This is a genomic window from Paraburkholderia sp. J12, assembly GCF_905220215.1.
Taxonomy (GTDB): domain Bacteria; phylum Pseudomonadota; class Gammaproteobacteria; order Burkholderiales; family Burkholderiaceae; genus Paraburkholderia.
Genome location: NZ_CAJMZC010000001.1, coordinates 444,408 through 468,603, shown reverse-complemented (window position 1 = coordinate 468,603; position 24,196 = coordinate 444,408). Strand labels below are relative to the sequence as shown.

Below are 24,196 nucleotides of genomic sequence, written 5' to 3'. Positions count from 1 at the left end.
GTTTAGTGCCGTGAGGGCAGTGCGAGGCGCTTTTCGAACCAGTGCTGCGCCCATTCCAGCACCTGGCACAGCACCCAGTACACGGCCGCGGCGGCGAGATAGAGCGGCAGCGGCTGATAGGTCGAGGCGATGATTTCCTGTGCGCTGCGCAGGAGCTCCGTCACGGTGATGACCGAGACGAGCGAGGTGTCCTTGATGAGGCTGATGAGGCTGTTCGAGAGGCTCGGCACGGCAATGCGCAGCGCCTGCGGCGCGATCACGTAGCGCAGCGTCTGCCGCCGCGAGAGGCCGAGACTGTAAGCGGCGAGCCACTGGCCGCGATGAATGCCGAGTATCGCACCGCGCATGCTTTCGGATAGATACGCGGCCACGTTGGCCGAGAGCGCGATCACGCCGGCCGGCGTCGGGTCGAGTGAGATGCCGATGCTCGGGAGTCCGTAGTACACGACGAAGATCTGCACGAGCAGGGGCGTGCCGCGCATGAGGCTCACATAGACCCGTGCGATTTTCGGCAGCACGGGGCTCGTGCTGATACCCATGAGCGCGAGCACGACGCCGCCGGCCAGGCCGAAGATCATCGAGAGCACGGCGAACTTGACCGTCAGCACCGCGCCCTGCGCGAGCACCGGCAGCGACTGGAGGAGGAGCGTTGTGATGGGCATGGGCGTGGGGAAGGAGGTTCAAGGGAGCCCGCGCACGCTGCGGGCGATCCAGTAAGGAGGGCGGCAACCCGGAGGCTCGACCCAAAGACGCGACCCAAAGACAAGGGGCGGCATCGTGCGATGCCGCCCCGTGTGTCAGGGCCGGCCGGGGCCTCCGGGGCGATGGTTCACAGAACGGCTTGCCGCGGGGTCACTGCGCCGGCGCAACCGGCTTGCTCACGTCGATGCCGAACCACTTGTCGGAAATCTTCGTGAACGTGCCGTCGGCTTCGAGCTGCGTCATGGCGTCGTCGATGGCCTTCGCGAACTGCGGATTGCCCTTCTTGAACGGAATCGCCGACGGATTGCCGCTGCCGACGATCGCGCCCGTGCGCAGCGGCAGCTGCGAATTCTTGAGCAGGTAGGCGAGCATCAGGCGGTCGTTGAGCGCGGCGTCCAGGCGGCCGGCGGCGAGATCGCGCAGATACTCGGGCGCGCCCGGGTAGGTCTTCACGTCGATGCCCGGCACCGACTTCGCCATGTCCATGTAGTTGGTGCCGAGGCCCACGCCCAGCTTCTTGCCCTTGAGGTCCTCGAGCGACTTGAACTGGCGCGTGTCGTCCTTGCGCTGGATCAGCTGCGCGGCCGAGTACGTGTACGCCGGCGAGAAGTCGAGCACCGCCTTGCGCTGGTCGGTGACGCCCACCTGGTTGACGATCACGTCGAACTTGCCGGCCTGCAGGCCCGCGATGATACCGCTCCATTCGGTCGTGATGAATTCGGGCTTCACGCCGAGCTTCGCGGCGACGGCCTTGGCGATATCCACGTCGTAGCCGACGAGCTGGCCGTCGGGCGCCTTCGAGTTGAACGGCGGGAAGGTGCCTTCGAGACCGATGCGCAGCGTGCCGCGGGCCTTGACCTGGTCGAGCAGATCGTCGGCGTGGGCGCTGGCCGAGACGAAGGCGGTGCCGATCAGCGCGGCCGCAAGGAGTTGTTTCAGCAGGGCGAGTTTCATCGTTTTCCTCTTGTGGTGCTTCCGGTAGTGCTTCCTGTCGTTCTACGGGCAGCGGCCCGTGACTAGCGTGAAACTATAGCTTCAGGCGCGGCTCGCGGCCAGTGCGCGCGCACATTCGCCCACGAGCGCGGGGCCGCGGTAGATGAAGCCCGTGTAGAGCTGCACGAGCGAGGCGCCGGCGTCGATCTTCGCGCGCGCGTCCTCGCCCGAGAAGATGCCGCCCACGCCGATGATGGGCACGTCGTTGCCCAGTTCGGCGCGCAGCTTGCGGATCACCGCGTTCGACGCCTCGAACACGGGGCGCCCCGAGAGTCCGCCGGTTTCGTCGGCGTTCGGCATGCCTTGCACGGCGGCGCGCGAGAGCGTGGTGTTGGTGGCGATCACGCCTTCGAACCGGTGGCGCAGCACCGTATCGGCGATCTCCTTGATCTGCTCGTCGTCGAGATCCGGGGCGATCTTCAGCGCGAGCGGCACGAGCTTGCCGTGCAGGTCGGCGAGGCGCTGCTGCTTGTCCTTGAGCGCCGCGAGCAGCGCGTCGAGCTCGCCCGCGCCTTGCAGCTGGCGCAGATTCTTCGTGTTCGGCGACGAGATGTTGATCGTCACGTAGCTCGCGAACGGATAGACGCGTTCGAGACAGAAGAGATAGTCGTCGGCGGCGCGCTCGATGGGCGTATCGGCGTTCTTGCCGATGTTCAGGCCGAGGATGCCGCGATAGCGCGCGGCCTGCACGTTCTTCACGAACTGCTCGACGCCCTGGTTATTGAAGCCCATGCGGTTGATGATGCCGCCCGCCTGCGGCAGCCGGAAGATGCGCGGGCGCGGATTGCCCGGCTGCGGGCGCGGCGTGACGGTGCCCACCTCGATGAAACCGAAGCCGAGCGCGGCAAAGCCGTCGATCGCCGCGCCTTCCTTGTCGAGTCCTGCCGCGAGGCCCACGGGGTTGCTGAACGTGAGGCCCATCACCGTGCGCGGCGAATCGGGCACGCGCGAGGCGAGGAGGCCTGCCATGCCGGTACGGCCGGCGGCGCCGATGGCGCGCAGCGTCATGTGGTGGACGTCTTCCGCGTCGAGGCGAAAGAGCTGGTCGCGCAGAATCGGGTAGAGGGAACTGAACACGGGAAGAGGGCGCGGCGGCCGGGAAATGGGAACCCGGTATTTTACCGGCTTTGTGCGCCCCGGCGGCTGCGCGTCCCAGCATGGCGGCCGGCGCGGGCTGCCGTTTTGCGCCGCACTGGGTCTCGCCTCAGGGCGAATCCTCGCTCAGGCGCGGCTCGGGCCTTGATTCGCGAGCGCGGGATCCAGTTTTTTCCAGACGCCGTCGAAAAGGCCTTCCAGCGGCCGGAAACGCTCCTTATAAGCCATTTTGGGGCTTTCGCGAATCCAGTAGCCCAGATAGACGTAAGGCAATTGCAGGCTGCGCGCCTGCTCGATCTGCCACAGGATGTTGTAGGTGCCGTAGCTCGTGTGGGGGGCGTCGGGCTCGAAGAAGGTGTAGACCGAAGAGAGCCCGTCGCCGAGGATGTCGATCATGCTCACCATGCGCAGCGTGCCGCTGCCTTCGGGGTCCTTCGGGTCGTGCTCGCGGAATTCGACGAGGCGCGAGTTGATGCGGCTTTGCAGGAGGAACTGCTCGTACTGGTCGCGGCTGTCGCGGTCCATGCCGCCGCCCGCGTGGCGCGCCGACTGGTAGCGCATGTAGAGCGCGTAGTGCGTCTCGTCGTAATGGAGCGGGGCGACCGTGGCGATGAGCTCGCCGTGCTGCTTCCAGACCCGGCGCTGCGTGCGGTTGGGCGCGAAGCTCGCCACCGGCACGCGCACCGGCACGCAGGCGCGGCAGCCGTCGCAATAGGGACGGTAAGTGAAAACACCCGAGCGCCGGAAGCCCGCCTTCACCAGATCGGTGTACACGTCGGAGTTGATCAGATGGCTGGGCGTGGCCACCTGCGAGCGCGCGATGCGCCCCTCCAGATAGCTGCAGGGGTAGGGCGCCGTTGCATAGAATTGCAGCGCGGAAAGCGGTGAAAGCGGCAGCTCGTTCGGATGCGTCACGTTGGCAGCTCTCGTAGCAGTTCGGATCGTCGCCGTCGTGCGCCGGGCGTTGCGCCCAGCCGCTCAGGCGACGTGTTCTGCATTCAGTCTAACATCGAGCCCGAACCGGAATCTATCGGTTTGAACGGTGCCGCAACACGGGTGCAACGCCCGCCGGGCGCGGCTGAGGGGCGTGGGCACGAGCGTTCAGTCCGCGGGCGCCGCACCCGGGCGGCTCACCAGGTCGGCGAGAACCTCTTTGTCGAAGCGCCAGGGAATGCGCGCGCCGTCGACACTCGTGCGCAGGTGGGCGATGAAGGCCTTGCGCGCGATCTCGTGGCCGCCGAGCGAGGCGAGGTGCGCGGTGTTCTGCTGGCAGTCGATCAGCGCGACGCCGTGGCGCCGCAGATGGGCGACAAGCGCCGCCAGCGCGATCTTGGAGGCATCCGTGACCGAGGCGAACATCGATTCGCCGAAGAACATCTTGCCGAGCGAAACGCCGTACAGGCCGCCCACACGCTCGCCGTTGCGCCAGGTCTCGATGCTGTGGGCGTCGCCGATGCGGTGCAGGGACGAATACGCGTCGATTACGTCGCCCGTGATCCAGGTGCCGCGCTGGCCGTGGCGCGGGGCGTTCGCGCAGGCGCGCATCACGCCGGCGAAGTCGTGATCGACGCGGATTTCCCACGCCTCGTCGCGCAGCACGTGCTTGAGCGTTTTCCTGAGCGACGGCGAGACCTTGAACTCGTCGGGCCGCAGGATCATGCGGGGGTCGGGGCTCCACCAGAGCACGGGCTGACCGTCCGAATACCACGGGAAAATGCCGTGCCGATAGGCGTCGATCAGGCGCGAGGGCAGCAGGTCGGCGCTGGCGGCGAGCAGCCCGGGCGCGCCGCTCGACGCGCCGAGCGCGCGCTCCACGCTGGGAAACGGGTCTTCGGGCCCGAGCCAGGGAACCATCGGCGCTGAGCGGATCAGCCGTCGCGCAGCGAGCGCAGCACGTCGCCGGTATGCAGGCCGTAGCTGCCCGACTGACGGTCGGCGAAGAAAAAGCGCAGGGTCTGCCCGACCGTGGGGAAGGCAATCTCGTCCCACGGAATCTCGTGCTCTTCGAAGAGCCGCACTTCGAGGCTTTCTTCGCCCGCGGCGATGTCGAGGTCGAGCAGGCGCGCGAGGTAGAACAGATGGACCTGATGCACGCGCGGCACGTTCAGCAGCGAAAAGAGGTTCTGCACCTCGACGCGCGCACCAGCCTCTTCGAGCGTTTCGCGCGAGGCGGCTTCGGCGGTCGTCTCGCCCATTTCCATGAAACCGGCGGGCAGCGTCCAGTAGCCGTAGCGTGGCTCGATGGCGCGGCGGCAGAGCAGCACCTTGTCTTCCCACACAGGGACGGTGCCCACCACATTGCGCGGATTCTGGTAGTGCACGGTGCCGCAGGCCGAGCAGACATAGCGTTCGCGATTGTCGCCGGGCGGCACGAGCAGGCTGACGGCCTGCCCGCAGATCGAGCAGAATTTCATGGGCACGATTGGGGGAAGAGTCATGCGAGTGTATCACCGCGTGGTGTCGTGCCGGGAGGGGTGAAAAGCGGCGGTGGGGCGGGTACACGCGGAAAACAAAAAAGGGTTTCACGCTGATGCGCTGTAACCCTTGATTGATTCGACGAAGTGGAAAAGCGCGAGTCGAATCGACTCACACGGCGATGCTCAAAAAGGGTCGCACCAGAGCAATAGTTGACAAAAATCTTTTGAAATCGAAAGAATTTCTTGCCCCGCGCCGTAGGCCATCAAATGTTCGCCGTTCTCCGCTCTCGTCCGGTAACCCGATGTGCCAAGTGCTAGCGGCGCCAACTGGTGGTGGCAGCATTTGGCGTGATGCTATTCAGCTATGCAAACGACGCGAGCAAACAAGCACAGTTGACATCCGAACGAAAAGCCCCGCCGATGCGTGACCCTGCTCACACAGCATCAATCAATTCTTTAGTAGTTCGCCTAACTCCTTCACACGGCTATCTGTAATATCTGCCATACACTCCCAAAAGTATATTTCGCGCTCGGCCGCTTCACCCATTGCGTAGGTCTCACTATAACATTCGTTGTCACGATACGTTGACCAGGCGCTTTGAGCCTTTTCAAAGTAAGGCGATATTAACGGGTTACCTTCATTTTTAAGCGACTTGTCGCCTTTTTCGTTCATCAAGCGTACCGCGTCAAGCTTCTTGTTGAGTTGGGTACTCGCCTTGTTGAACTTCAAATGCGAACATTGCGCCAAATCTTCGTTACTCGCGTGTTCGCCTGTGTCGCACATACGCGACACCTCGGCGGCGGATCCCCCCGAAAAGTACGCTGCAGGTGATTTGAAATAGTGGTAATCGAACTCCCCTGAATATATAGTCTTTGCATTTGCAAGGACGGGGAAGAGCGCAAGCACGCAGAAAATTCTAGTGCGACGAATCATAAATCCCGACTCAAATATTTCTGCTTCACGATGGTGACTCTTCTGAAAACCTTTAACAGGATGTTCCTTTGATGTCGCATACGATCTCATCCTGTCACCAACTTTTTCGTAATCTCTCGTGTTCACAAAATCGAGAAGACAATCGCCATGATGCTGCAAGTTATATTTGAAACAGGTTAGTGCATCGTACTCAAACGGAAATAACGGAAAATTACCGGCCCGCGACGTCACCGAGTGAAGCGTGAAAGCGAGATCATCGACCACGATGAGCAATATTCGTAAATCGTTTTTGTACGATGAGCCAAAGAGAAATGTGCGCAATGTACTACATTTTTATCTTCATGCTTCACCCGATGAAACAGAATTTCGGGTTCTTGCATCGCGGAACCGCACCCCGTCGACCCAATCCTGCCATTCGTCTGCCGACATATACGCTTCGTTTTCGTATCGTTGCCGTTCGAGAAATTCAATCTGGTCCGCGAGGCTTAGACTTTCCCAGAAGCGATCCCATATGTGGCGATACCAATACTCGGCATTTCCCTGCATCGAGCCGACGAACGGTCCAAGCTCATAGAAGGCAACCCACGGGCAAGGCGGATTGAAGCCGGCGTTAGCGAGATGGAACACTAGCTCAACATCATTCGTCAAAAGCCGCATATTCATTCCTGAGAGCTCTTGATCGTGCTTGAGTAACGTATGTAATGCTCCCTTCTCATAGTGCTGCCAGCTTGTTTCGTCGCGGCCTTCGCGGATCGTCATGATGTAGCGTGGAACCTGGGCAACCTCGATCGTTTGGCACACCAGCAAGGCGTTAACGCCAATGTCTTTCAGGTTGTGCACCTCTATATATCGCGGTAGTTCTCCCGGTACCGTATCCGCGCGATGAGCAGGAAAGATCGTCCTTAGCCTCTCGATTTTCGCACCGTAAACCTGCTCTAGCGCCTCTTTTAATCTGTCTTTCGACTGCGACACAAAGCGCTGTTCCTGCCGCTTGCGGCCAATGTCATCGAGCATTTTTTGTATCGAGAACACACGTACTCCCTGTCATGGCGTATCGGGTATCCGGGCAGCAGCGAAACTCCCCCCTAAGTAGCCCATTGTCCCAAAGATTATCCCGCCAACCAACCCCGTGATAACGGTACCCGGCCCGGTTTCAATGCCGACCATTGCGCCGAGGACTACGCCAACCCTTAGGCCCGCCGCCGCGCCTCCCCAGCCGCCCATTTGCCGCACGACTTCTTTCTCTATTGGTCGCACTGACCTCGCCTTGTAAGATCTCTCGGTGGCGATCGAGAGGTCATAGGCGGTGAAGGCTATGCCGAACACCTGTACAACACGCGCGTACTTTACGATGCCCATTGAGACAGCTAGTCCACGCTGCGTAAAGATGCCCGATGGCGGAACGCTCGGCAGTGGTTGAACCAAGATTTCCTTATCAAGCGCCTCAGAATAGTTGCGTATCTGCACAATCCGCTTCTTTAGGTGCGGATTCTGCCTCTCGTACTCGTCAAGTGCCTGCCGGATTTCCGCTCCCGCTACAAGGCGCGCGCCTGATCGCTTCGCCTTTGCGATGTCGATATAAATTGTTTTTCCGTCGAAGCGCGTTGCTCCGTCGGGAAAGTTGGTGCTTACAGACTGATAGCTAGTTGCTCTGTCTGAACCCATGACGTGCTCGGCGACGCTCGCACTCGAGTCGGGATTTCTACTCCAAAGCCCGTATTGCTCAGGGTAGACCTCACGCAAGTTGCCTAACTCGCCAAGCTCTAGCGTTTGCAAGTATGGGTTATCTACATCGGTATAGCACTTGCGAACGAGAAACCCATCGCGGCCCGGCTCATCAACGACAACAAATACGAAAACCTTCGCGGGCATAAGATGCCCAAGTACGTCATATTTCGAATCCGGTGTCTGGTTTGTGGTGATCTGATAAACGTAGTTGCCCATTATTTCCGGCACCCCAGTGCTTTAACGACGACTACGACACGTTTTTTCACACGTACTTGACGATCCGCTCAACACGTCGCCGGACGTAGTGGTGATATCAGCTTTCGCTACAAGCGCCCTCAGAGTGGGGAACTCCAACGTTCGAGCGCGCGGATACCGATAGCGATGTCGAGTCGCGAAACGCCGTCGCTATATACGCGAGGGCAAAAGCCGGAAACGTCCGTTGTCCCCTTATAGACCGCGCCATTGGCGCTGCTTATGTGGTACGGCACACCCGATATCGGTTGACCCTTGTCATCGAGCACGCGCACACGTTCATCGAATGCGCCGCGATGTTCGTTCGTCATCGACCGTCCGAAAGCATCAAAGCCCATCGCGTGCAGTTGGTCCGCCTCGAAGCTGTGCGAGGCGCTGTCCTGAGAAGCGAGCATAACGGGAGACGGCGTGCATTTACAGAGGCAGATATCACCGTCTAGTGCCTGTTGCTTGCCCATCATGGTTGCGTTGCGGTGCGGCCCCTGCCAGCCGATCACGCCTTCGGATTTACACCCGTTGCACCAGATCTTTGCGCCAATGAAGGTCATTGGTGTTCCGTAGTGCGTACAGCAATCCATGCCTTCAGTGACTATACCGCCGTTTGTGGACTTGTCCCCCAGTAGGAGAATGGCTCGCTTCATACAAAGCCCCCCGCGTGACGTTGTTGCTTTTCAAGCATCCCGATACCTCTACTGAGTGGGTGAAAACGACCGGTGTGGCGACAGTTGAGCGCAATTCGCCCGATAACCCCTATCGTTCCCCGTATTTTTTCGGGTGCGAAGCTGATAAATCTGAAATTTAGTTACGGAACGATGTGGCGCGCATAGAATTTTTAAAATTTGACATTCGACAATTTCCGTCTAACATCGCGACTAATTTAGATGGTCAAAATCACCCCGAATAATCGACAAGCCCGCGCAATGCGGACTTTTGCGTTTCTAAACCGCACCATCCCCGTGAAGGCTTACCACGCTCGACCTGTACGCCAGCTAAGCCGAAGCCCGCGCACGAATGGAGTAAGCCACGGGGCGCGCGGCGTGGCACCGTAACCGGGCGCATTCAGCAAGGGGATTCGCCGCAGGTTCTCGCCCGAACGCCAGGTGTTTTCCCGTGCTTTTCTCACTCCATCGCATCGGGTGCGAGCAGGTAGGGCCGCCCGTTGCGCGGCGAGCCGCACAACGCTACCGTGGATGTTTTCAATTGAGAGCGCACGATGCCCCGCACGAAACGCGCCACGAAGAAGACCGCCACGCGCAAGCGCTTCACACTCGACATGCGCGAACGCATCGCGATTCGCGTGAACGCCGCGCACCTCGAAGCCATCGCCGCCGCCGCTGCGCGGATGGACCTGACCGTGAGCGCGTTCGTGCGCATGGCCGCACTTCAGATCGCGCGTTCGGGTTGCTGACCCACCGGCTTTCCTGCCGCGACCGGCGCGTTAACCTTTTCATGATGGGGGTTGATTTTGACGATGTGCTTCTTCAGCATTTCTTCTGCGAAAGACAGGGAGCGCTCGATGCGGGATGTCGGCGTTCCCTATGATTCATGCGCGGCGGACACAACGTCTCCAAGTCGAACCGCTGGATACACACTAGCGCAAGAGTAAAACTCCTTTTGCTAAGGTGGAGCATCTGTTTGAAGAGGCTCACTGGTAATTGCCTCTCTCTCCCACCAGTTCGTCACGAAGCTATCCAGCGCATGGAGTGAATCATAAAAGGAGATAAGAGCCGTCCCGTCGTCGCCGGACAATTCGCGGAATTGTGGCGCGCTCGAATACAGCACGGGCATTTCAGGAAGGAAGTCAACCTGAAGGTCATTCGGTTTAGCCCTGTTCTCGTCCGGCCCAGAAATATATTTCGCCACTGCTGTCATATAGTTCGGGCAGGCACGACTATTTATGTATAAAACCCGCTCGATGGTGCGGTTTAGTTCTGCGGCAAAGTATCGACGCGCATCCGCTTCGTTTCGCGCCTTTTCTTCGGCCTTGGAACGCCGCGTGTTTAGTTCGTTTATCCACGCTCCCAAGAGGGAGGCACCGGCGCCAAACAAGGCCCCGAAATTATTGCAAGCTTCGTTGGTAGCGCAACGATTCCTGTCAGAAAAAGCAGTGGGGCCCAACCCCATATACGGTTTTTTTTGAACAAAGCTCCATGCTGGTCTCAAAAAGCGAGCCAAATTCATCCGTTGTTTGCTCGGCAGTGAACATTTGTCGGAATCCGGATAGCTTGGCCAGCGCGGAATACGCTGCTTAAAGCTTCGAGCGGCACGGGAAAGGGAGGCCCGTTTTGTTCATATCGTACCCCACTTATACGGTGACTTATTGCGCCGACGCATCATGCGACCTGTCCGTTCGGATAGGTGCACGGCGACCGGGCGCGCGCTAAAGTCATCGCGAGGGTCGCCCCGATGCGCCCTTGGTCTCCTCACCTCCGCCCGCCTGTGCGGGCGTTTTTTTGTCCGCTGACGGCTCTACGGGCCAACATGGACGATAGCCGATGCGCCATTCGTCTCCGTATCGGGTTTGCCGTGTTCGTTCAGCGTTCCCGTGTGCATTTCCATGTCGGCGGTCAGGGAAACGGTGGCGCCGCCTGGCACGACGATGGCTTGCATATCGTCCATTTCCGCGCCCGGCACGGACTCATAGTCGCCGCCCGCGCGGGCCAGAATATCGACAGTCGCCAGAAGGTCGCCTTGGTCTTCGGGAAACACCGTTTCCGCCTTTGCGTCCGGCGCAAGCTTGCGCACGCGACGCACGAACGAGTCGTGTTCCTTGCTGAAAAGCTCGAAGGTCGTGTTACGGGGATTTTTTGAACGTACATGCACGACGAGCAAGCGCATATCGTCGCTGTAGGGGAGGATTTGCGCTTCTATGGCGAGTCCGTCGCGCCACCAGGCCAGAAGGTCCAAAGCGCCCATGTACCCGCGACAACGATGGCAATGCACGAAAGCACCTTCAGGGCAAGTTCGGCAATCTCGGTTGCTCTTTTCATGCGCGGTCCCGGTGGTGGTGCGTCATGATAGCGGGGCCGCGCGCTTGAATTCCGACACGCCGTGCCGCTCGCTCAGGCTGGTACGTCGTCGGGGAGGGGAAGGGTTGCGAAGCTGTCACAGCTCCGGAAAACAAAAAAACCCGCCTAAGCGGGTTTGATGTCGTGACGGATTTGCCTGATTCGTGCCCGACTCGTTCTCAGATTGTCCTAAAGCAAAAAAACTATCTGCTCAGATAACCGGGTAAATCGAGCAAAGCCCTTACTGGGCTTTGGTTGCGGGGGTAGGATTTGAACCTACGACCTTCGGGTTATGAGCCCGACGAGCTGCCAGACTGCTCCACCCCGCGTCCGTCGAAGAAAAGATTATAGCGCGTTGGCTTTCGCATTGCAACAGAGAATGACGAATCGCCTTCGAACCGTTTGCAGGACGCTTGCCGGCGGCCTCGGGCTAGAATCGGGGACCTGACATGGCCCCAGCAGCGGACTCGCTTGCAGTCCGCTGCCACCTTCACTTTCTACCGTTTTTTACCGTTCTTGCCCCATGGATATCGCACAGGATCTGCAATCGATCGCCGCGCAGGAAGCGGCTCTGGTCTTCCCCCGTTTCGACGCCGCCCGCGCCTGGGAACTGGGTTCTTGCCTGCACGAACTTGCCCGCGAGCGCGCGCTCGCCATCGCCATCGACGTGCGCACGTTCGGCCAGCCGCTCTTTTTCAGCGCGCTCGACGGCACGACGCCCGACAACGTGGACTGGGTGCGCCGCAAGTCGCGCGTCGTCGAGCATTTCCGCCGCAGCTCGTATGCCATCGGCCTGCGCATGCAGCAGGCGGGCACGACGCTCGCCGAAAAGCACGGGCTGCCCGTTGCCGACTTCGCGCCGCACGGCGGCGCGTTTCCGCTCGCCGTTGCCGGGGCGGGCGTGATCGGTTCCGTCACCGTGTCGGGGCTGCCGCAGCGCGCGGATCACGAACTCGTCGTCGAGGCGCTGTGCGCGCAGCTCGGCGCGGACTTTGGCCAGCTCACGCTCGCGAGGGCGTGAGACGATGCGGCTGACTCCCTGGACCTGGCTCGTCATCGCCATCATCGCGGAGGTGATCGCCACTTCCGCATTGCGCGCCTCGAACGGCTTCACGCGGCTCGTGCCTTCCACCATCGTCGTGCTGGGATACGGGCTCGCGTTCTACGGGCTCTCGCTCACGCTGCGCAGCATTCCCGTCGGGATCGTCTATGCAGTGTGGTCGGGCGTGGGCATCGTGCTCATCACGCTGGTCGCCATGGCGCTTTATCGCCAGATACCCGATCTGCCGGCCGTGCTCGGTCTGGGTCTGATCGTGGCCGGCGTGGTCGTGCTCAACCTGTTCTCGAAGATGCAAGCGCACTGAAAGCGTTGCGCCTGCTGCCGTGACGATCGCCTTTATCGTGACGTAGGCGGCACGATGCGGATGCCCGCTGCGGCCACGGTGCCGCGGCTCTTCTCGCCTTCGGGCGTCGCGGCGTCTTCCCACAGGCTGATCGCCCGCGCGACGTCGATGCCGTGTTCCTCTGCATAGCGGAACCAGCGCTTTGCCGCTTGCGGCTCGGGCGTTTCCTTCTCGTCGATGAAATAGCGGCCGGTGAGTTGTGCGTCCATGGTGTGCGTGAAAACCTGTGTATTGAAACGGAAGATGGGCCCCCGGTTGCGCCCGGGCATGGGCAAGCGCAAGTGTTGCAGGGTCCGGGGGCATTCGTCCACCGTCCTCGCACGCCATGTGCCGCCCCCCGCAAGCACGCGCGTTCGCGACGTCGTGCGCTCGCGAGGCGTAACATTGATGGGCTGTCCCGCCGTCCGCCGGCGCGGTTCTTCCGACCAATTGTCCAATGAGGCTGGAGATGGACATCCGCTTTCTTTCCGACACACCGGTCTATCGGGATTCGAATCTGACCATCGTGTTCGCGGCGCTTGTCGATGGTGCCCGGGTGCCGTGTGCGATTTCCGTGGAAGCGCTCGAGGACCATTTCGGCGCGCGGGCTTCGAACCGCGATGCCTCGATGGAGGCTTTCGATGCAGGCCGCACCCGCATCGAACAGGTGGCCCGTACCCATCTGGAACTCAGCAACGGCACGCCCGTTTTACTCAAGAGCGGGCATTTTCCGCCGGGGCGGCTCGCCTCGTAGCGCGCGAGAGGACACGGTTTCACATCGCGCCTGGCGGGCGAAGCGTGCCTCGGGCGTGCGTCTATCTCGACTTTTGAGCGCCCGGCCGCGACAATCGCCGGAATGGGACGCACCGTACAGATGGAACAGACACCGGGCCGCGCACACGGCGGCCGGGCAGGCGAGGCCGAGCGGCCGGCATTGCGGCAGGCACAGCGCGGACGCATTCTCGATGCCGCGCGGCGCATCGTGGTGCGCGACGGTTTCGCGGCGCTCTCCATGCGCAAGATTGCCGATGCGATCGGTTATTCGCCGGCTTCCCTCTATCTCTACTTCGAAAACCGCGACGAGATCGCGCGAGCGCTGGGCGCCGAAGGCTACGCGCAGTTGCGCGAGGCGCTCGATGCTCAGATTCAGGTCGTCGATCCGGCGGGCCGGCTGCGCGCGCTCGCGCAGGCCTATGTCGCGTTTGGCGAGGCGCATCCGGAGACTTACCGCCTCGTTTTCGTCGACGTGCCGACGGTGCAGCCAGAAGAGGGCATGCCGGGCCCGGACGCCGAACCCGTGGTTCGCGTATTCGCCGAAGCGCTCGCCGCGCTCGGGCCCACGACCGATGCGCCCCATGCCGCCGCGCTATGGGCGACGCTGCACGGCATCGTGATGCTGGCGCTCACGCGTCCCGGTTTTGCCGGTCCATCGCTCGAACGGGTAGTCGAGGCGGCGCTCGCGGCATGGCTCGGTACGGCGGCGGCCGGGCGCAAGCGCGCCGGGAAGCCGACCCGGGCAGCGTCGACGTGATAGGCTCGGCACGGCAGCCATTTTCGTTCTGGCAGCGCGCGCGAAGTGGCGTCTTTTCAGTGTGCTTACACGTCCGTTTTCCATCATTTCGATTGCCATGCCACAGGAAGCTTCCGCCCGTTCAGCCGCCGTCGAGGTCGGCCAGCAGGTCGTCACTCGCGTAGCGAATCGCATCGGCTTCATCGAGCTCGAGCGTCCCGAGGCGCTCAACGCACTCTCGACCGCCATGGTCCGTGCGATGCTCGCGGCACTCGACTGCTGGCGCGACGATGCCGACGTGCTCGCCGTGGTCGTTCGCTCGCGCCACGCGCGCGCGTTCTGTGCGGGCGGTGACATCCGCTTTCTTTACCAGTCGTATCGAGCAGGCGATCAGGCCGCGCTCGACACCTTCTTCACCGGGGAATACCGCCTCAATCACACGATCTTCACCTATCCGAAGCCCTATATCGCGTTCATGAACGGCGTGGTGATGGGCGGCGGCATGGGGATCTCGCAGGGCGCGCACCGCACGGGCGGCCTGCGCGTGGTGGGGGCGTCCACGCGCCTCGCCATGCCCGAAACGCGCATTGGCCTCTTTCCCGACGTGGGTATGGGCTGGTTTCTCGCCCGCACGCCGGGCGCGCTCGGGCGCTATATGGCCGTGACGGGTGAGACGATCGACGCCGCCTCCGCGCTCTATGCGGGACTCGCCGACGCGTATCTCGACGAGAGCGCGTGGCCCGCGCTGATCGATGCGCTGGAGACCGAATCGTTCGCGACGGGCGAGGGCGTGGTCGCCCGCATCCGGCGCGACGCGACGGCGAAAGAGGAGACGCAGCCGCCCGCCGACGCTTCAGTGCTGGCCGAGGCGCGCACCTGGATCGACCGCCATTTTTCGCTGCCGGACGTGCCCGCCATCCTCGCCTCGCTCGAGGCGGTGCAGCGCGAAGCGCAGGGGCCCGAGTCCGAATGGGCCGAGCAGACCGCGGGCGTGTTGCGCGAGCGTTCGCCGCTTTCGATGGCGGTGTCGCTCGATGTGGTCTCGCGTGCGGAAGGGACGATGGCGGACGTGCTGAGGCGCGATCTGGATCTCACGCGTTCGAGCTTCGCGCGCGGCGACGTGATGGAAGGCATACGCGCGCGCATCATCGACAAGGACAATCGCCCGCACTGGCGCTTCGATTGCATCGAGGCGGTGCCGCGCGAGGAGGTGGAGCGGATGTTCGAGAGCCCGTGGCCGGCCACGAGCCATCCGCTGCGCGATTTGACGGGTTGACCCGTTGAAGGGCTGACCTTGAAGGACTGACCTTGAAGGACTGACGCCGGGATCAGTCGTCGATCGTTTCGCTCATGAAGGCGCGCATGAAGACGAGTGCGCCCCAGCCCCATACCGCATTCGAAGCGAAGCCCTGCGCGAGCCGCGGCAGCATGTTGCCGCTCGGCCAGATCCCGCGCAGCGGATCGACCACGAACACCATCGCGGCCGTGAGCACGAGGCCGCCGAACACGAAGGCCTGCACCCACGGTGCGGGCCGCGCGGGCGACACGCGCAGGAGCCACGCCATCGGCACCGCCCACAGGGCGCTCCAGATCGCGTTCACGAGAAACTCGGGCAGGCCGAAGGGCAGGAAGGGCTCGGTCGAAAAACCCGTTGCGTCGATGACCTGGGCGGCATGCAGGAGCGCCAGCGTTGCCTCGCGAAAGAAGAGCGAAGCGAGAAAGCCGGACAGAAACGGCAGGATCAGTTTTTGCATTTAACTTTGAAAGGCGAGAGTGCGTGGGCCTTGGCATGGGGCGCGCAAAAGAGCGTGGAACGTGAGACCAGTTTCGGCTCCCCGCGCGGCCTGCCGGGCTTTTTGTCGGTGTGCGCCATTATATCGGCGCCGCGCCCGCGCGGTTGCGCTCTCGTATGTTAAAGCGTCGGGCTAATCACGAAAGTGGAAAACCTAAGCTTTAAAAAATCGTTCAAAAGCGTAGCCCCCCTCCCTAGACTGATTCCCCATGAAGAAAGACGGCCCCCGCCGTCGGCGGGCGACCGCGCTTTGCCATTGGCGCGCCCCCGTTCAGCCCGTTCTCGTCTCGCACACGCAGGAGCTATGCATGAATGTGTTCTGGTTCATCCCGACCCATGGCGACAGCCGTTATCTGGGTACGTCCGAGGGCGCGCGCGCCGCTGACCTCGCGTACTTCCAGCAAGTCGCCGTCGCCGCCGATACGCTGGGCTACGAAGGCGTGCTGCTGCCGACGGGCCGTTCGTGCGAAGACGCGTGGGTTGTCGCATCGAGCCTGATCGCCGCCACGCGGCGCCTGAAGTTTCTGGTGGCGATCCGTCCGGGCCTCTCGTCGCCGGGGTTTTCGGCACGCATGGCCGCCACCTTCGACCGGCTGTCGAACGGGCGTCTTCTCATCAACGTCGTGACCGGTGGCGATTCGGCCGAACTCGAAGGCGATGGCCTCTTCGTCGATCACGACACGCGTTATGAAATCACCGACGAATTCCTGCATATCTGGCGCAAGCTGCTGGCCGCTTCGCATACGAACGAAGCGATCGACTTCGACGGCAAGCATCTGAGTTCGAAGGGCGGCAAGGCGCTCTATCCGCCGGTGCAGCATCCGCATCCGCCGCTGTGGTTCGGGGGCTCGTCGCCCGCCGCGCACGACATGGCGGGCGAGCATATCGACACCTATCTCACCTGGGGCGAACCGCCCGAAGCCGTGGCGAAGAAGATCGCCGACATTCGCAAGCGCGCGGCCGACCGTGGCCGCACGATTCGCTTCGGCATCCGTCTGCACGTGATCGTGCGCGAGACCGAAGAGGAAGCGTGGGCCGATGCCGAGCGCCTCATCAGCCGGCTCGACGACGAGACCATTGCGCGCGCGCAGAGTGCGTTCAACAAGATGGATTCCGAAGGCCAGCGCCGCATGGCCGCGCTGCACGGCGGCAAGCGCGGCACGCGCAAGGATCTCGAGGTGTATCCGAACCTCTGGGCCGGCGTGGGTCTCGTGCGCGGCGGTGCGGGCACGGCGCTCGTCGGCAATCCGGAGCAGGTGGCGGCGCGCATGAAGGAATACGCGGACCTCGGCATCGAGACGTTCATTCTCTCCGGATATCCACACCTTGAGGAATCCTACCGGTTTGCCGAGCTCGTATTCCCGCTGCTGCCGGGACGCCAGGCGAAAAGCTCGAACGGCCCGCTTTCGGGACCGTTCGGCGAGGTGGTGGGCAACCAGTATCTGCCGAGAGCGAGCGCGAGCTGAGCGCCTGCGCGCTCTGAACCGGTCGGGGAGAGGATGTGATGAGTCAATCCGCTGTTGCCGCGGTCGCCGTGCCGCGTGAGAGGCGTACGTTCGGCCCGCTGCTGCGTGCCGTGTTCGCGAAGCTGGCACCCTGGATCGTGCCGCTCGCGATCCTCGCGGCGTGGGAGCTGGCCGCGCGCACCGGCACACTGTCGTCGCGCGTGCTGCCCGAGCCGCTCGCGGTTTTCAAGGCCGCCTGGGGTCTCATCCAGTCGGGCGAGATGTGGCAGGACGTGCGCGTGAGCACCTGGCGCGCGCTGGCGGGCTTCGCCATCGGCGGGGGCTGCGGCCTGATCCTCGGGCTCGCGACCGGACTCTTCAAGCCGGTCGAGACTGCGCTCGATTCGACCGTGCAGATGATCCGCAACATCCCCGCGCTCGCGATGATTCCGCTCGTGATCCTCTGGTTCGGCATCGAAGAAGAGGCCAAGCTTTTCCTCGTCGCGCTGGGCGTGTTCTTCCCGATGTACGTGAATACCTTCCACGGCATCCGCTCGGTCGACGCCAATCTCGTCGAGATGGCGCGCAGCTATGGGCTCAGGGGCTTCGCCCTATATCGCGACGTGATCCTGCCGGGCGCGCTGCCGTCGATTCTCGTGGGCGTGCGCTTTGCGCTCGGGCTCATGTGGGTGACGCTGATCGTCGCCGAGACGATCAGCGCGCAATCGGGTATCGGCTACATGACGATGAATGCGCGCGAATTCCTGCAAACCGATGTGGTGGTGGTCGGCATCCTGCTGTACGCGCTGCTCGGCAAGCTGGCGGATGTGCTCGCCAAGGGACTCGAGCGTGCCGCGCTGCGCTGGCACCCCGCTTATCAAACCGGGAGCGACGCATGAGCGCGACGACCCTTGCACCGAACTATGGCGGCATTGCGGGCCGCGACCTGCAGGCCGAAATCGAGGCGCAGCGGCAGCGCGAGCGCGGCGAACATGGCGAGGAGGATGGACGGCGCGAGCGCTATCGCAGCGCGCCGGAACCGCGCGATGCGGCGTCCGTGACGCTATTGCGCAGCGGCCCGCGCGCCGTCGATCCGGCGGTCGAGTTGCGCGGCGTGGGCAAGCGCTACGGCGAGCGCGTCGTGCTCGACGGCTTCGATCTGTCGATCGAGCGCGGCAGCTTCGTGTCGATCGTCGGCCGCAGCGGCTGCGGCAAGTCCACGCTGCTGCGTCTCGTGGCCGGGCTCGAAACGCCGGACGCGGGCGAGCTGATCCGCAACGGCGAGGCGGGCGCGCCGCTCGATACGCGCATCATGTTCCAGGATGCACGTCTCCTGCCCTGGAAGACCGTGTTGCAGAACGTGATGCTGGGCCTTGGCCGCGGCGCTCGCGAGGATGCGCGCGCCGTGCTGAACGAAGTGGGCCTGCTCGCCCGTGCCGACGAATGGCCGGCGCGCCTCTCCGGCGGCCAGCGTCAGCGTGTGGCGCTCGCGCGTGCGCTGGTGCACCGGCCGAGCCTGCTGCTGCTGGACGAACCGCTGGGCGCGCTCGATGCGCTCACGCGTATCGAAATGCACGCGTTGATCGAACGCTTGTGGCGCGAGCATCGCTTTACCGCGCTCCTCGTCACGCACGACGTGCACGAAGCCGTGGCGCTGGGCGACCGGATCCTGCTGGTGGAAGCAGGGCAGATCGCACTCGACGAAGCGGTGCCGCTCGGCCGGCCGCGCGAGCGCGCCGACGCGCGCTTCGCCGAACTGGAAGCGCGCGTGCTCGATCGCGTGCTGGGGCGCGAACCCGATGTCCCGACTTTGCGGCTTGCCGCCGACGTCCGCTGGGCGTTCTGAAATTTTTCTCTGGCAGTTCCCTTCGAATCTTTGGAGCCGACTTTTATGAGCATTTCCGCCATCAACGTGCGCAATCAGTTTCGTGGCAAGGTCAAGGAGATCATCCGCGGACCGGTGGTTTCCGAGGTCGACGTGGATACGCCGTTCGGCGTGGTCACGTCGGTGATCACGACGCGCTCGATCGACGAACTCGACCTCAAGGTGGGCTCCGAGGTCGTGGCGCTCGTGAAGTCGACCGAGGTATCGATCGCGAGGCTGTAAGGCGCCCGGAAGTGCTACGATGATCCGGCCAGCCACGACGGAGGACGGATCATGGAGCCGAAGGGCCTCGACATGGGCGACTACCAGGAGCGCTACAAGGACTTCGATATCGAGGTGGCGGTCGAGCAGGTGCTCACGGGCGTGAAGGCGCACTTTCGCGTGCTGCGCGGCAACGCTGTGGTTAAGGACTGGCAGCTCGTACATATCGACCGCCTTTGGTCTACCGAACATGCGGCGGCAGAGGCGGGGTTCGCGGCGGCCCGGGTGTGGGTGGATGGGCAAGCGGCCTAGCTACATCGAACGCCGGCAGACGTAGTTGATGGTCAGGCGAGGCGCCTGACCACGAATACCCGCTTTAGGCCTTTTTCCTCGGCTTGGCGCGTCTCGCGATACCAGGCCTGGCCCTCGCCAATCAGGGTTTCATAATCTCCCAGCATCGGTCCCGGCTGCAGCCCAATACGCGCGATGTACGGCGAGCAGGCGTCGCGAACGATCACCTCGATCGCATGACGGTCGGCGGGCGCGGCGCGGCCTGGATCGGGACGCATCTCTTCTTTCTTTCTCACGTAGTCGATGAACGGCACGGCCTGCGAATCTGCCCGGAGCGCATGCATTTGGGCATAATAGGGCGGTATAGATGATCAGGAGGCGTTGCCATGCCATTCGACCAATCGTGGATGGGTTACGGCATCGTCGGCGGCGTCCAGGCGGGAGCCATTGCGGCGGTGTTCGCGTTTTTCATGCTGCTGCTGGTGCACTGGCTGACCCGCAAAAATCCCTGGAGCCTCGGGACCCAGCTCGGCGTGTCGTACGTGCTTTCCCTGCTGCCCAGCGCCAGCGGCGATCTCTGGAATCTGCTCTATTTCAACTATGCCAACCTGCAGTCGCCGTTTCTGCTGGGCGTCGCGCTGGCCGAAGTGCATGATCCGGACAGTATCGGTACGCGGGCGCTATGCGAATTCATAGGGGCGGCGCTCGGGATATTTCTGGCGTGGCTGTTGCTGCTTTGGCGCAGCCGGACGCATGCCGGCGGAGCGTGACGCTGCGCAAGTGCCTGCAAGTCGTTTTGCTCCGCGCGACACCTGAAAGAGGCGGTCAGGGCCCGACGCGCTCCACCGCCCAGTTCGAATTGCGCACCAGATAATACTGGCCGCCCACGCCGACCCAGTGGAAGCCGCGCGGCGGCGCCTTCAGGTGATACTCGCGCCAGTCGTCGATCACGTACTGGCGGTCGCGGTATTCGGGCGCGACCCTGTCGCCCTTGTGCCACTCCGGCGGTTGTTGCGCCAATGCCGAAACCGACGTGAACACAGCGGGAAGCGCGAGCGCGGCGAGAAGCACGAAACGTTTCTTCATTGTTCACCTCCTGGTTTGTTGCCTGGAACGGCCTCGAACATCGGTGAAAGACCGCGCGGCGCGATACGCGCACGTGCGGTGCAGCCCATGTTAGTACAGGCCGCATGCCGACCGGCCCGAGCGTGTCCGCGCAGATGTTTGCCCGGCGTGCGAAGGTCGACGGCGAAGACGTGCCAGAATCGGGCAGGCCACCGAGGAGAGGATGGATGGAAAACCAGCGCAAATACGAGTACATGGGCTTCGACATGATCGCCGGCGTGAACGGCGATCACGAACAGGGCTTCTTCGTCTCATCCCAGACGATCCGCAGCCTGACCGATGCAGACCTGACGGCAAACGTACCCGTCGACGGCGTCGCCGCGGGACGCTTTTCGACCCAGGACAACGCTTTCGACGCCTCGTTCGACCGCATCCGCGCGGCCATCGACCAGCGCGTGGCCGCGAACCCTTGACCGTTGCGTGTTATCGGAAGCCGATGCACCAAAGCAAAACGCCGGATGTCTTGTGGACACCCGGCGTTTTGCCCGGCAAAGCCGCTTGTGCGGCGATAAAGCGAGGCGGCTTTGCGCTTGCGGCGAGGCTTACTGGCCGAAGAACACCGACTGCGGGCCGTTAGCCTTTGCGTGGCCGCCCGACTGCGAGACCGTGTTGGCGACGCCGCCGTACGACGAATCGACACCGGCTTGTTCGGCGCGCTCGGCGGCGACGGTCTGGGCGCTCACGCCTTGCTGCGAAGCCGGCGCACCGACGGCCGGATGATAGAACGGTGCCGGGCCGTAGCCGCTGGCGAACGCCGGAGCGGCAACAGAAGCGGAAGCTGCGACCAGCAGCGCTGCGATCAGTTTGGTCTTCATGGTGGACTCCAATATCAGGTTCAATTGCGGATCGGAGGCGCCGCATCTGGGAGGTCATGTGCCCATGAGCTGCGTCAACGGAACCTAGTGTATACACCTACTATCGGAAAATAATCGCGATAATCCGAATTTACCATTCCGGATCCAGAAACAATCCTGTGAGCCAATCCAGGCTTGGCTGAGCGACGAACAGACCCTAATAGGTGTCCCAAAAATTTTCTTGCGGTGCACAAATCCTGGCGCCGGATTACATACTCCGGGCAGGGTCTTTAGGCGGGAAAACCTTGCTGGAAACGCTTCCTGCGGCATTTGCGCAGCGCGCAACACCGTCAGACGCATGAGTTAAAATAGAAGGTTGATCCACGCACGCCGTTTTTTTCGCGCTCTTTCGCCATGTCCGCAAATCCTGTCACCAGCCCCCGCCGCGTTTCCGTCGCGCCGATGATGGACTGGACCGATCGTCACTGCCGCTCGCTGCATCGCATCATTTCCCGGCACACGTGGCTGTATACGGAGATGGTGACGACGGGCGCGCTGCTCCACGGCGACGTGCCTCGGCACCTGGCCTTCACGCCGGCCGAAGCGCCGGTGGCGTTGCAACTGGGCGGCAGCGAACCGGACGATCTCGCCCGTTCGGCGAAACTCGGCGAGCAGTGGGGCTACGACGAGATCAACCTGAACTGCGGATGCCCTTCGGAGCGTGTGCAGCGCGGGGCGTTCGGCGCCTGCCTCATGAACGAGCCGCAACTCGTGGCCGACTGCGTAAAGGCCATGCGCGACGCGGTTTCGGTGCCGGTGACGGTCAAGCACCGGATCGGCGTGGATGCGGTGGAGGAATACGGTTTCGTGCGCGACTTCGTGGGCACCGTTGCGCAAGCGGGCTGCGAGGTGTTCGTCGTCCACGCGCGCAATGCGATTCTCAAAGGCTTGAGCCCCAAGGAGAATCGCGAGATTCCGCCGCTCAAGTACGACTACGCGTATCAGCTGAAGCGCGATTTCCCGCATCTGGAAATCATCATTAACGGCGGCATCACGACGCTCGATGAAGTCGAGACCCATCTGCAGCATGTGGATGGCGTGATGCTCGGCCGCGAGGCTTATCACAATCCGTATGTGCTGGCCGATGTGGACGCGCGGTTCTACGGCGCAACGGAGAGCGCGCTCACGCGCGAAGCGGTCGAAGCGAAGTTCATCGAGTACTGCGCGCACGAAATCGCGCGCGGCACGTATCTCGGTGCCATGACGCGCCATGCACTGGGACTCTACCGTGGCGAAGCCGGTGCGCGCGGCTGGCGCCGGGTGCTCTCGGATAACCGCAAGCTCGCGAAAGCCGATCTCGCTATTTTCGAAGAGGCACGCGAATATCTGCGTGCGGCGGCGCGTGATGTCGTGCCGGGCGATGCCTCGCCGGGCGTGGTTTCACCGCAAGCGCCTGCTGAAATATTTCAATGAAGGTCTAGGCAAGCGCAATAGGGTGTGTATATAATCTTGCTTCTTGATTGAAGCCGCTTTCAAAGCAGCGTTAGTCGAGCAAAGTTGTGCAGTGGTGGCTGTAGCTCAGTTGGTAGAGTCCAGGATTGTGATTCCTGTCGTCGTGGGTTCGAGTCCCATCAGCCACCCCAGAGAATTCAGTGGTATCAAGCACTTACGAGTGATCCAGCTTTTCACGTAGCAAAATTCGGAACGAAAGTCAGAATTTCGGAATCGAGCCCACGCACTGACGTGGGCTTTTTTGCGTTCAAAACTTCCCACTCACATAGGGGGAAATAATGAAAATCGACGCAGCGTTTTTGGCCAAGGTGAAGGACGCACCGGTCGAAGCCATCATCGAGATCTACGACGATATGGACGCACGGGGACGTGGAGACTGGAGCGCCGACGATCACAAATTTATGATCGAGGCCTACGCACTGCTGTCTGGAATGTTGCAGGAATCGCTGCTCCCGGATCTCGACTTGCCTGCGGAGCCGGTCGTAACCGGCGATATAGCGATGGACTGCTCGAACATTTTCGGCTTTTATGGCCATGTCGCTGAACTATGTCGCCGACTTGAAATCAAGGCGAGACTCGCGCGACTTCAACGCTCGATGATCGCGACGATCGGCGCGGGATTTGCCTATGAGTTTTCGCAGGGCGATTTAGATCGCGTTCAGCACCTCGTAAACGAGCTGCGCGAGCTGATCAGTGCATCGGACAATTTTGAAGAGAAGCATCAGCGCCGCCTACTGATGCGCTTGGAGAAGCTGCAAACGGAGCTGCACAAGCGGATGTCGGATCTCGACCATCTATGGGGGCTGGTTGGCGACGCTGGAGTTGCGCTTGGTAAGCTGGGCAAAGATGCAAAACCGATCATCGATCGAGTTAGGGAAATCACAACAATTACGTGGCGCACTCAAGCGCGATCCGAAGAGCTTCCGAGCGACGCCCCCATTCCGCAGCTTGAAGATCAATCGGACGATACATCGTCGGAGGACTGAATGCGGGTATAGGTTAATAGCCTATCGGGGGGTCGAATTTCCCTCTCTCCGCAACCGGATTTAAAAGGCTTCCAGCGTGGGAGCCTCTTTCATTTGGGTCATTCAAAGCGAATTGGGTGATTCGTTTTGGGATCGAGGCCGTGA

31 protein-coding genes, 2 tRNA genes and 1 pseudogene are annotated in these 24,196 nt (G+C 62.3%); 16 read left to right on the top strand and 18 right to left on the bottom strand.

What is annotated here, in order from left to right; genetic code table 11:
- Positions 1–2 precede the first annotated feature (2 nt).
- The 10 genes from U5760_RS02325 to U5760_RS02280 form a co-directional block, all read right to left on the bottom strand.
- The gene (locus U5760_RS02325) at positions 3–662 is read right to left on the bottom strand and encodes an amino acid ABC transporter permease (RefSeq protein WP_322009317.1); all 660 of its coding nucleotides are present in this window, start codon (positions 660–662) and stop codon (positions 3–5) included.
- A 190-nt stretch (positions 663–852) separates the two neighbouring features.
- Positions 853–1,656, bottom strand: coding sequence for a cystine ABC transporter substrate-binding protein (locus U5760_RS02320; RefSeq protein WP_322009315.1), 804 nt, complete (start codon positions 1,654–1,656; stop codon positions 853–855).
- A gap of 81 nt (positions 1,657–1,737) precedes the next feature.
- Positions 1,738–2,772 carry a quinone-dependent dihydroorotate dehydrogenase gene (locus U5760_RS02315; protein WP_322009313.1) on the bottom strand — a complete coding sequence of 345 codons (1,035 nt, stop codon included), beginning with the start codon at positions 2,770–2,772 and terminating at the stop codon, positions 1,738–1,740.
- Between the two features lie 144 nt (positions 2,773–2,916).
- Positions 2,917–3,705: an arginyltransferase gene (locus tag U5760_RS02310; protein ID WP_322009312.1), complete on the bottom strand. Its 789-nt coding sequence runs from the start codon at positions 3,703–3,705 to the stop codon at positions 2,917–2,919.
- Positions 3,706–3,891: 186 nt separating this feature from the next.
- The gene (gene aat / locus U5760_RS02305; protein WP_322009310.1) at positions 3,892–4,644 is read right to left on the bottom strand and encodes a leucyl/phenylalanyl-tRNA--protein transferase; all 753 of its coding nucleotides are present in this window, start codon (positions 4,642–4,644) and stop codon (positions 3,892–3,894) included.
- A gap of 14 nt (positions 4,645–4,658) precedes the next feature.
- Positions 4,659–5,204 (bottom strand): NUDIX hydrolase, encoded by a 546-nt coding sequence (locus U5760_RS02300; protein WP_028229579.1) that lies wholly within the window; start codon positions 5,202–5,204, stop codon positions 4,659–4,661.
- A gap of 451 nt (positions 5,205–5,655) precedes the next feature.
- Positions 5,656–6,405 carry a lysozyme inhibitor LprI family protein gene (locus tag U5760_RS02295; protein ID WP_322010004.1) on the bottom strand — a complete coding sequence of 250 codons (750 nt, stop codon included), beginning with the start codon at positions 6,403–6,405 and terminating at the stop codon, positions 5,656–5,658.
- A gap of 75 nt (positions 6,406–6,480) precedes the next feature.
- Entirely contained in the window at positions 6,481–7,173 is a 693-nt protein-coding gene (locus U5760_RS02290) for a hypothetical protein (protein WP_322009309.1), read from the bottom strand.
- A gap of 12 nt (positions 7,174–7,185) precedes the next feature.
- Entirely contained in the window at positions 7,186–8,085 is a 900-nt protein-coding gene (locus U5760_RS02285; RefSeq protein WP_322009308.1) for a glycine zipper family protein, read from the bottom strand.
- Between the two features lie 119 nt (positions 8,086–8,204).
- Positions 8,205–8,762 carry a PAAR domain-containing protein gene (locus U5760_RS02280; RefSeq protein WP_322009306.1) on the bottom strand — a complete coding sequence of 186 codons (558 nt, stop codon included), beginning with the start codon at positions 8,760–8,762 and terminating at the stop codon, positions 8,205–8,207.
- A 572-nt stretch (positions 8,763–9,334) separates the two neighbouring features.
- On the opposite strand from U5760_RS02280, the gene U5760_RS02275 reads away from it, so the two are divergent.
- Positions 9,335–9,529 carry a hypothetical protein gene (locus U5760_RS02275; RefSeq protein WP_322009305.1) on the top strand — a complete coding sequence of 65 codons (195 nt, stop codon included), beginning with the start codon at positions 9,335–9,337 and terminating at the stop codon, positions 9,527–9,529.
- A 209-nt stretch (positions 9,530–9,738) separates the two neighbouring features.
- Here U5760_RS02275 and U5760_RS02270 read toward each other — a convergent pair whose 3' ends face one another.
- The 3 genes from U5760_RS02270 to U5760_RS02260 form a co-directional block, all read right to left on the bottom strand.
- A complete protein-coding gene (locus tag U5760_RS02270) occupies positions 9,739–10,302 on the bottom strand; it encodes a hypothetical protein (RefSeq protein WP_322009304.1) in 564 nt (187 codons plus the stop codon).
- 288 nt (positions 10,303–10,590) lie between these two features.
- Entirely contained in the window at positions 10,591–11,037 is a 447-nt protein-coding gene (locus tag U5760_RS02265) for a hypothetical protein (protein ID WP_322009303.1), read from the bottom strand.
- 344 nt (positions 11,038–11,381) lie between these two features.
- A tRNA-Met gene (locus U5760_RS02260) sits at positions 11,382–11,458 on the bottom strand.
- Between the two features lie 194 nt (positions 11,459–11,652).
- Here U5760_RS02260 and U5760_RS02255 point away from each other — a divergent pair.
- Both U5760_RS02255 and U5760_RS02250 read left to right on the top strand, forming a co-directional pair.
- Positions 11,653–12,150 carry a heme-degrading domain-containing protein gene (locus U5760_RS02255; protein ID WP_322009302.1) on the top strand — a complete coding sequence of 166 codons (498 nt, stop codon included), beginning with the start codon at positions 11,653–11,655 and terminating at the stop codon, positions 12,148–12,150.
- 10 nt (positions 12,151–12,160) lie between these two features.
- Positions 12,161–12,493: a DMT family transporter gene (locus U5760_RS02250; protein WP_415914037.1), complete on the top strand. Its 333-nt coding sequence runs from the start codon at positions 12,161–12,163 to the stop codon at positions 12,491–12,493.
- Positions 12,494–12,525: 32 nt separating this feature from the next.
- Here U5760_RS02250 and U5760_RS02245 read toward each other — a convergent pair whose 3' ends face one another.
- Positions 12,526–12,741 (bottom strand): hypothetical protein, encoded by a 216-nt coding sequence (locus U5760_RS02245; RefSeq protein ID WP_322009298.1) that lies wholly within the window; start codon positions 12,739–12,741, stop codon positions 12,526–12,528.
- A gap of 239 nt (positions 12,742–12,980) precedes the next feature.
- On the opposite strand from U5760_RS02245, the gene U5760_RS02240 reads away from it, so the two are divergent.
- The 3 genes from U5760_RS02240 to U5760_RS02230 all read left to right on the top strand — a co-directional run bounded on the left by U5760_RS02240 (position 12,981) and on the right by U5760_RS02230 (position 15,297).
- Positions 12,981–13,265, top strand: a complete 285-nt coding sequence (locus U5760_RS02240; RefSeq protein WP_322009296.1) for a DUF1488 domain-containing protein — start codon at positions 12,981–12,983, stop codon at positions 13,263–13,265.
- A gap of 102 nt (positions 13,266–13,367) precedes the next feature.
- On the top strand, positions 13,368–14,042 hold the full coding sequence (locus U5760_RS02235; protein ID WP_322009295.1) for a TetR/AcrR family transcriptional regulator: 675 nt from the start codon (positions 13,368–13,370) through the stop codon (positions 14,040–14,042).
- A gap of 97 nt (positions 14,043–14,139) precedes the next feature.
- Positions 14,140–15,297: an enoyl-CoA hydratase/isomerase family protein gene (locus U5760_RS02230; protein WP_322009294.1), complete on the top strand. Its 1,158-nt coding sequence runs from the start codon at positions 14,140–14,142 to the stop codon at positions 15,295–15,297.
- Positions 15,298–15,349: 52 nt separating this feature from the next.
- On the opposite strand, the gene U5760_RS02225 is transcribed toward U5760_RS02230, so the two are convergent.
- Entirely contained in the window at positions 15,350–15,775 is a 426-nt protein-coding gene (locus U5760_RS02225) for a hypothetical protein (RefSeq protein WP_322009293.1), read from the bottom strand.
- A gap of 346 nt (positions 15,776–16,121) precedes the next feature.
- Between U5760_RS02225 and ssuD the strand changes: the two genes are divergently transcribed.
- From ssuD to U5760_RS02200, 5 genes are read left to right on the top strand one after another with little or no spacing between them, the layout of a single operon-like run.
- Positions 16,122–17,279 carry an FMNH2-dependent alkanesulfonate monooxygenase gene (gene ssuD / locus U5760_RS02220; protein WP_322009292.1) on the top strand — a complete coding sequence of 386 codons (1,158 nt, stop codon included), beginning with the start codon at positions 16,122–16,124 and terminating at the stop codon, positions 17,277–17,279.
- A gap of 38 nt (positions 17,280–17,317) precedes the next feature.
- Entirely contained in the window at positions 17,318–18,157 is an 840-nt protein-coding gene (gene ssuC, locus U5760_RS02215) for an aliphatic sulfonate ABC transporter permease SsuC (protein ID WP_322009290.1), read from the top strand.
- Entirely contained in the window at positions 18,154–19,104 is a 951-nt protein-coding gene (locus U5760_RS02210) for an ATP-binding cassette domain-containing protein (RefSeq protein WP_322009289.1), read from the top strand. Before ssuC ends, U5760_RS02210 begins: the two co-directional genes overlap by 4 nt.
- A gap of 45 nt (positions 19,105–19,149) precedes the next feature.
- Entirely contained in the window at positions 19,150–19,365 is a 216-nt protein-coding gene (locus U5760_RS02205; protein WP_028229590.1) for a TOBE domain-containing protein, read from the top strand.
- A 51-nt stretch (positions 19,366–19,416) separates the two neighbouring features.
- Positions 19,417–19,656, top strand: a complete 240-nt coding sequence (locus U5760_RS02200; RefSeq protein ID WP_322009288.1) for a hypothetical protein — start codon at positions 19,417–19,419, stop codon at positions 19,654–19,656.
- 32 nt (positions 19,657–19,688) lie between these two features.
- Here the strand turns inward: U5760_RS02200 and U5760_RS02195 are convergent, their stop codons facing one another.
- Entirely contained in the window at positions 19,689–19,949 is a 261-nt protein-coding gene (locus tag U5760_RS02195; protein WP_322009287.1) for a hypothetical protein, read from the bottom strand.
- A 72-nt stretch (positions 19,950–20,021) separates the two neighbouring features.
- On the opposite strand from U5760_RS02195, the gene U5760_RS02190 reads away from it, so the two are divergent.
- On the top strand, positions 20,022–20,405 hold the full coding sequence (locus U5760_RS02190) for a hypothetical protein (RefSeq protein WP_322009285.1): 384 nt from the start codon (positions 20,022–20,024) through the stop codon (positions 20,403–20,405).
- A gap of 55 nt (positions 20,406–20,460) precedes the next feature.
- Here U5760_RS02190 and U5760_RS02185 read toward each other — a convergent pair.
- Positions 20,461–20,652, bottom strand: a pseudogene (locus U5760_RS02185) (RcnB family protein); the annotation flags it as partial.
- Positions 20,653–20,927: 275 nt separating this feature from the next.
- On the opposite strand from U5760_RS02185, the gene U5760_RS02180 reads away from it, so the two are divergent.
- Positions 20,928–21,173, top strand: coding sequence for a hypothetical protein (locus tag U5760_RS02180; RefSeq protein ID WP_322009280.1), 246 nt, complete (start codon positions 20,928–20,930; stop codon positions 21,171–21,173).
- Between the two features lie 129 nt (positions 21,174–21,302).
- On the opposite strand, the gene U5760_RS02175 is transcribed toward U5760_RS02180, so the two are convergent.
- Complete coding sequence (locus U5760_RS02175; RefSeq protein WP_322009279.1) at positions 21,303–21,575, bottom strand: hypothetical protein; 273 nt, start codon at positions 21,573–21,575, stop codon at positions 21,303–21,305.
- A gap of 393 nt (positions 21,576–21,968) precedes the next feature.
- Between U5760_RS02175 and dusA the strand changes: the two genes are divergently transcribed.
- From dusA to U5760_RS02160, 3 genes are all read left to right on the top strand, one after another.
- Positions 21,969–23,027 carry a tRNA dihydrouridine(20/20a) synthase DusA gene (gene dusA, locus U5760_RS02170; protein ID WP_322009277.1) on the top strand — a complete coding sequence of 353 codons (1,059 nt, stop codon included), beginning with the start codon at positions 21,969–21,971 and terminating at the stop codon, positions 23,025–23,027.
- Positions 23,028–23,121: 94 nt separating this feature from the next.
- Positions 23,122–23,197, top strand: a tRNA-His gene (locus tag U5760_RS02165).
- A 147-nt stretch (positions 23,198–23,344) separates the two neighbouring features.
- Positions 23,345–24,052, top strand: a complete 708-nt coding sequence (locus tag U5760_RS02160) for a hypothetical protein (protein ID WP_322009276.1) — start codon at positions 23,345–23,347, stop codon at positions 24,050–24,052.
- Positions 24,053–24,196: the final 144 nt, after the last annotated feature.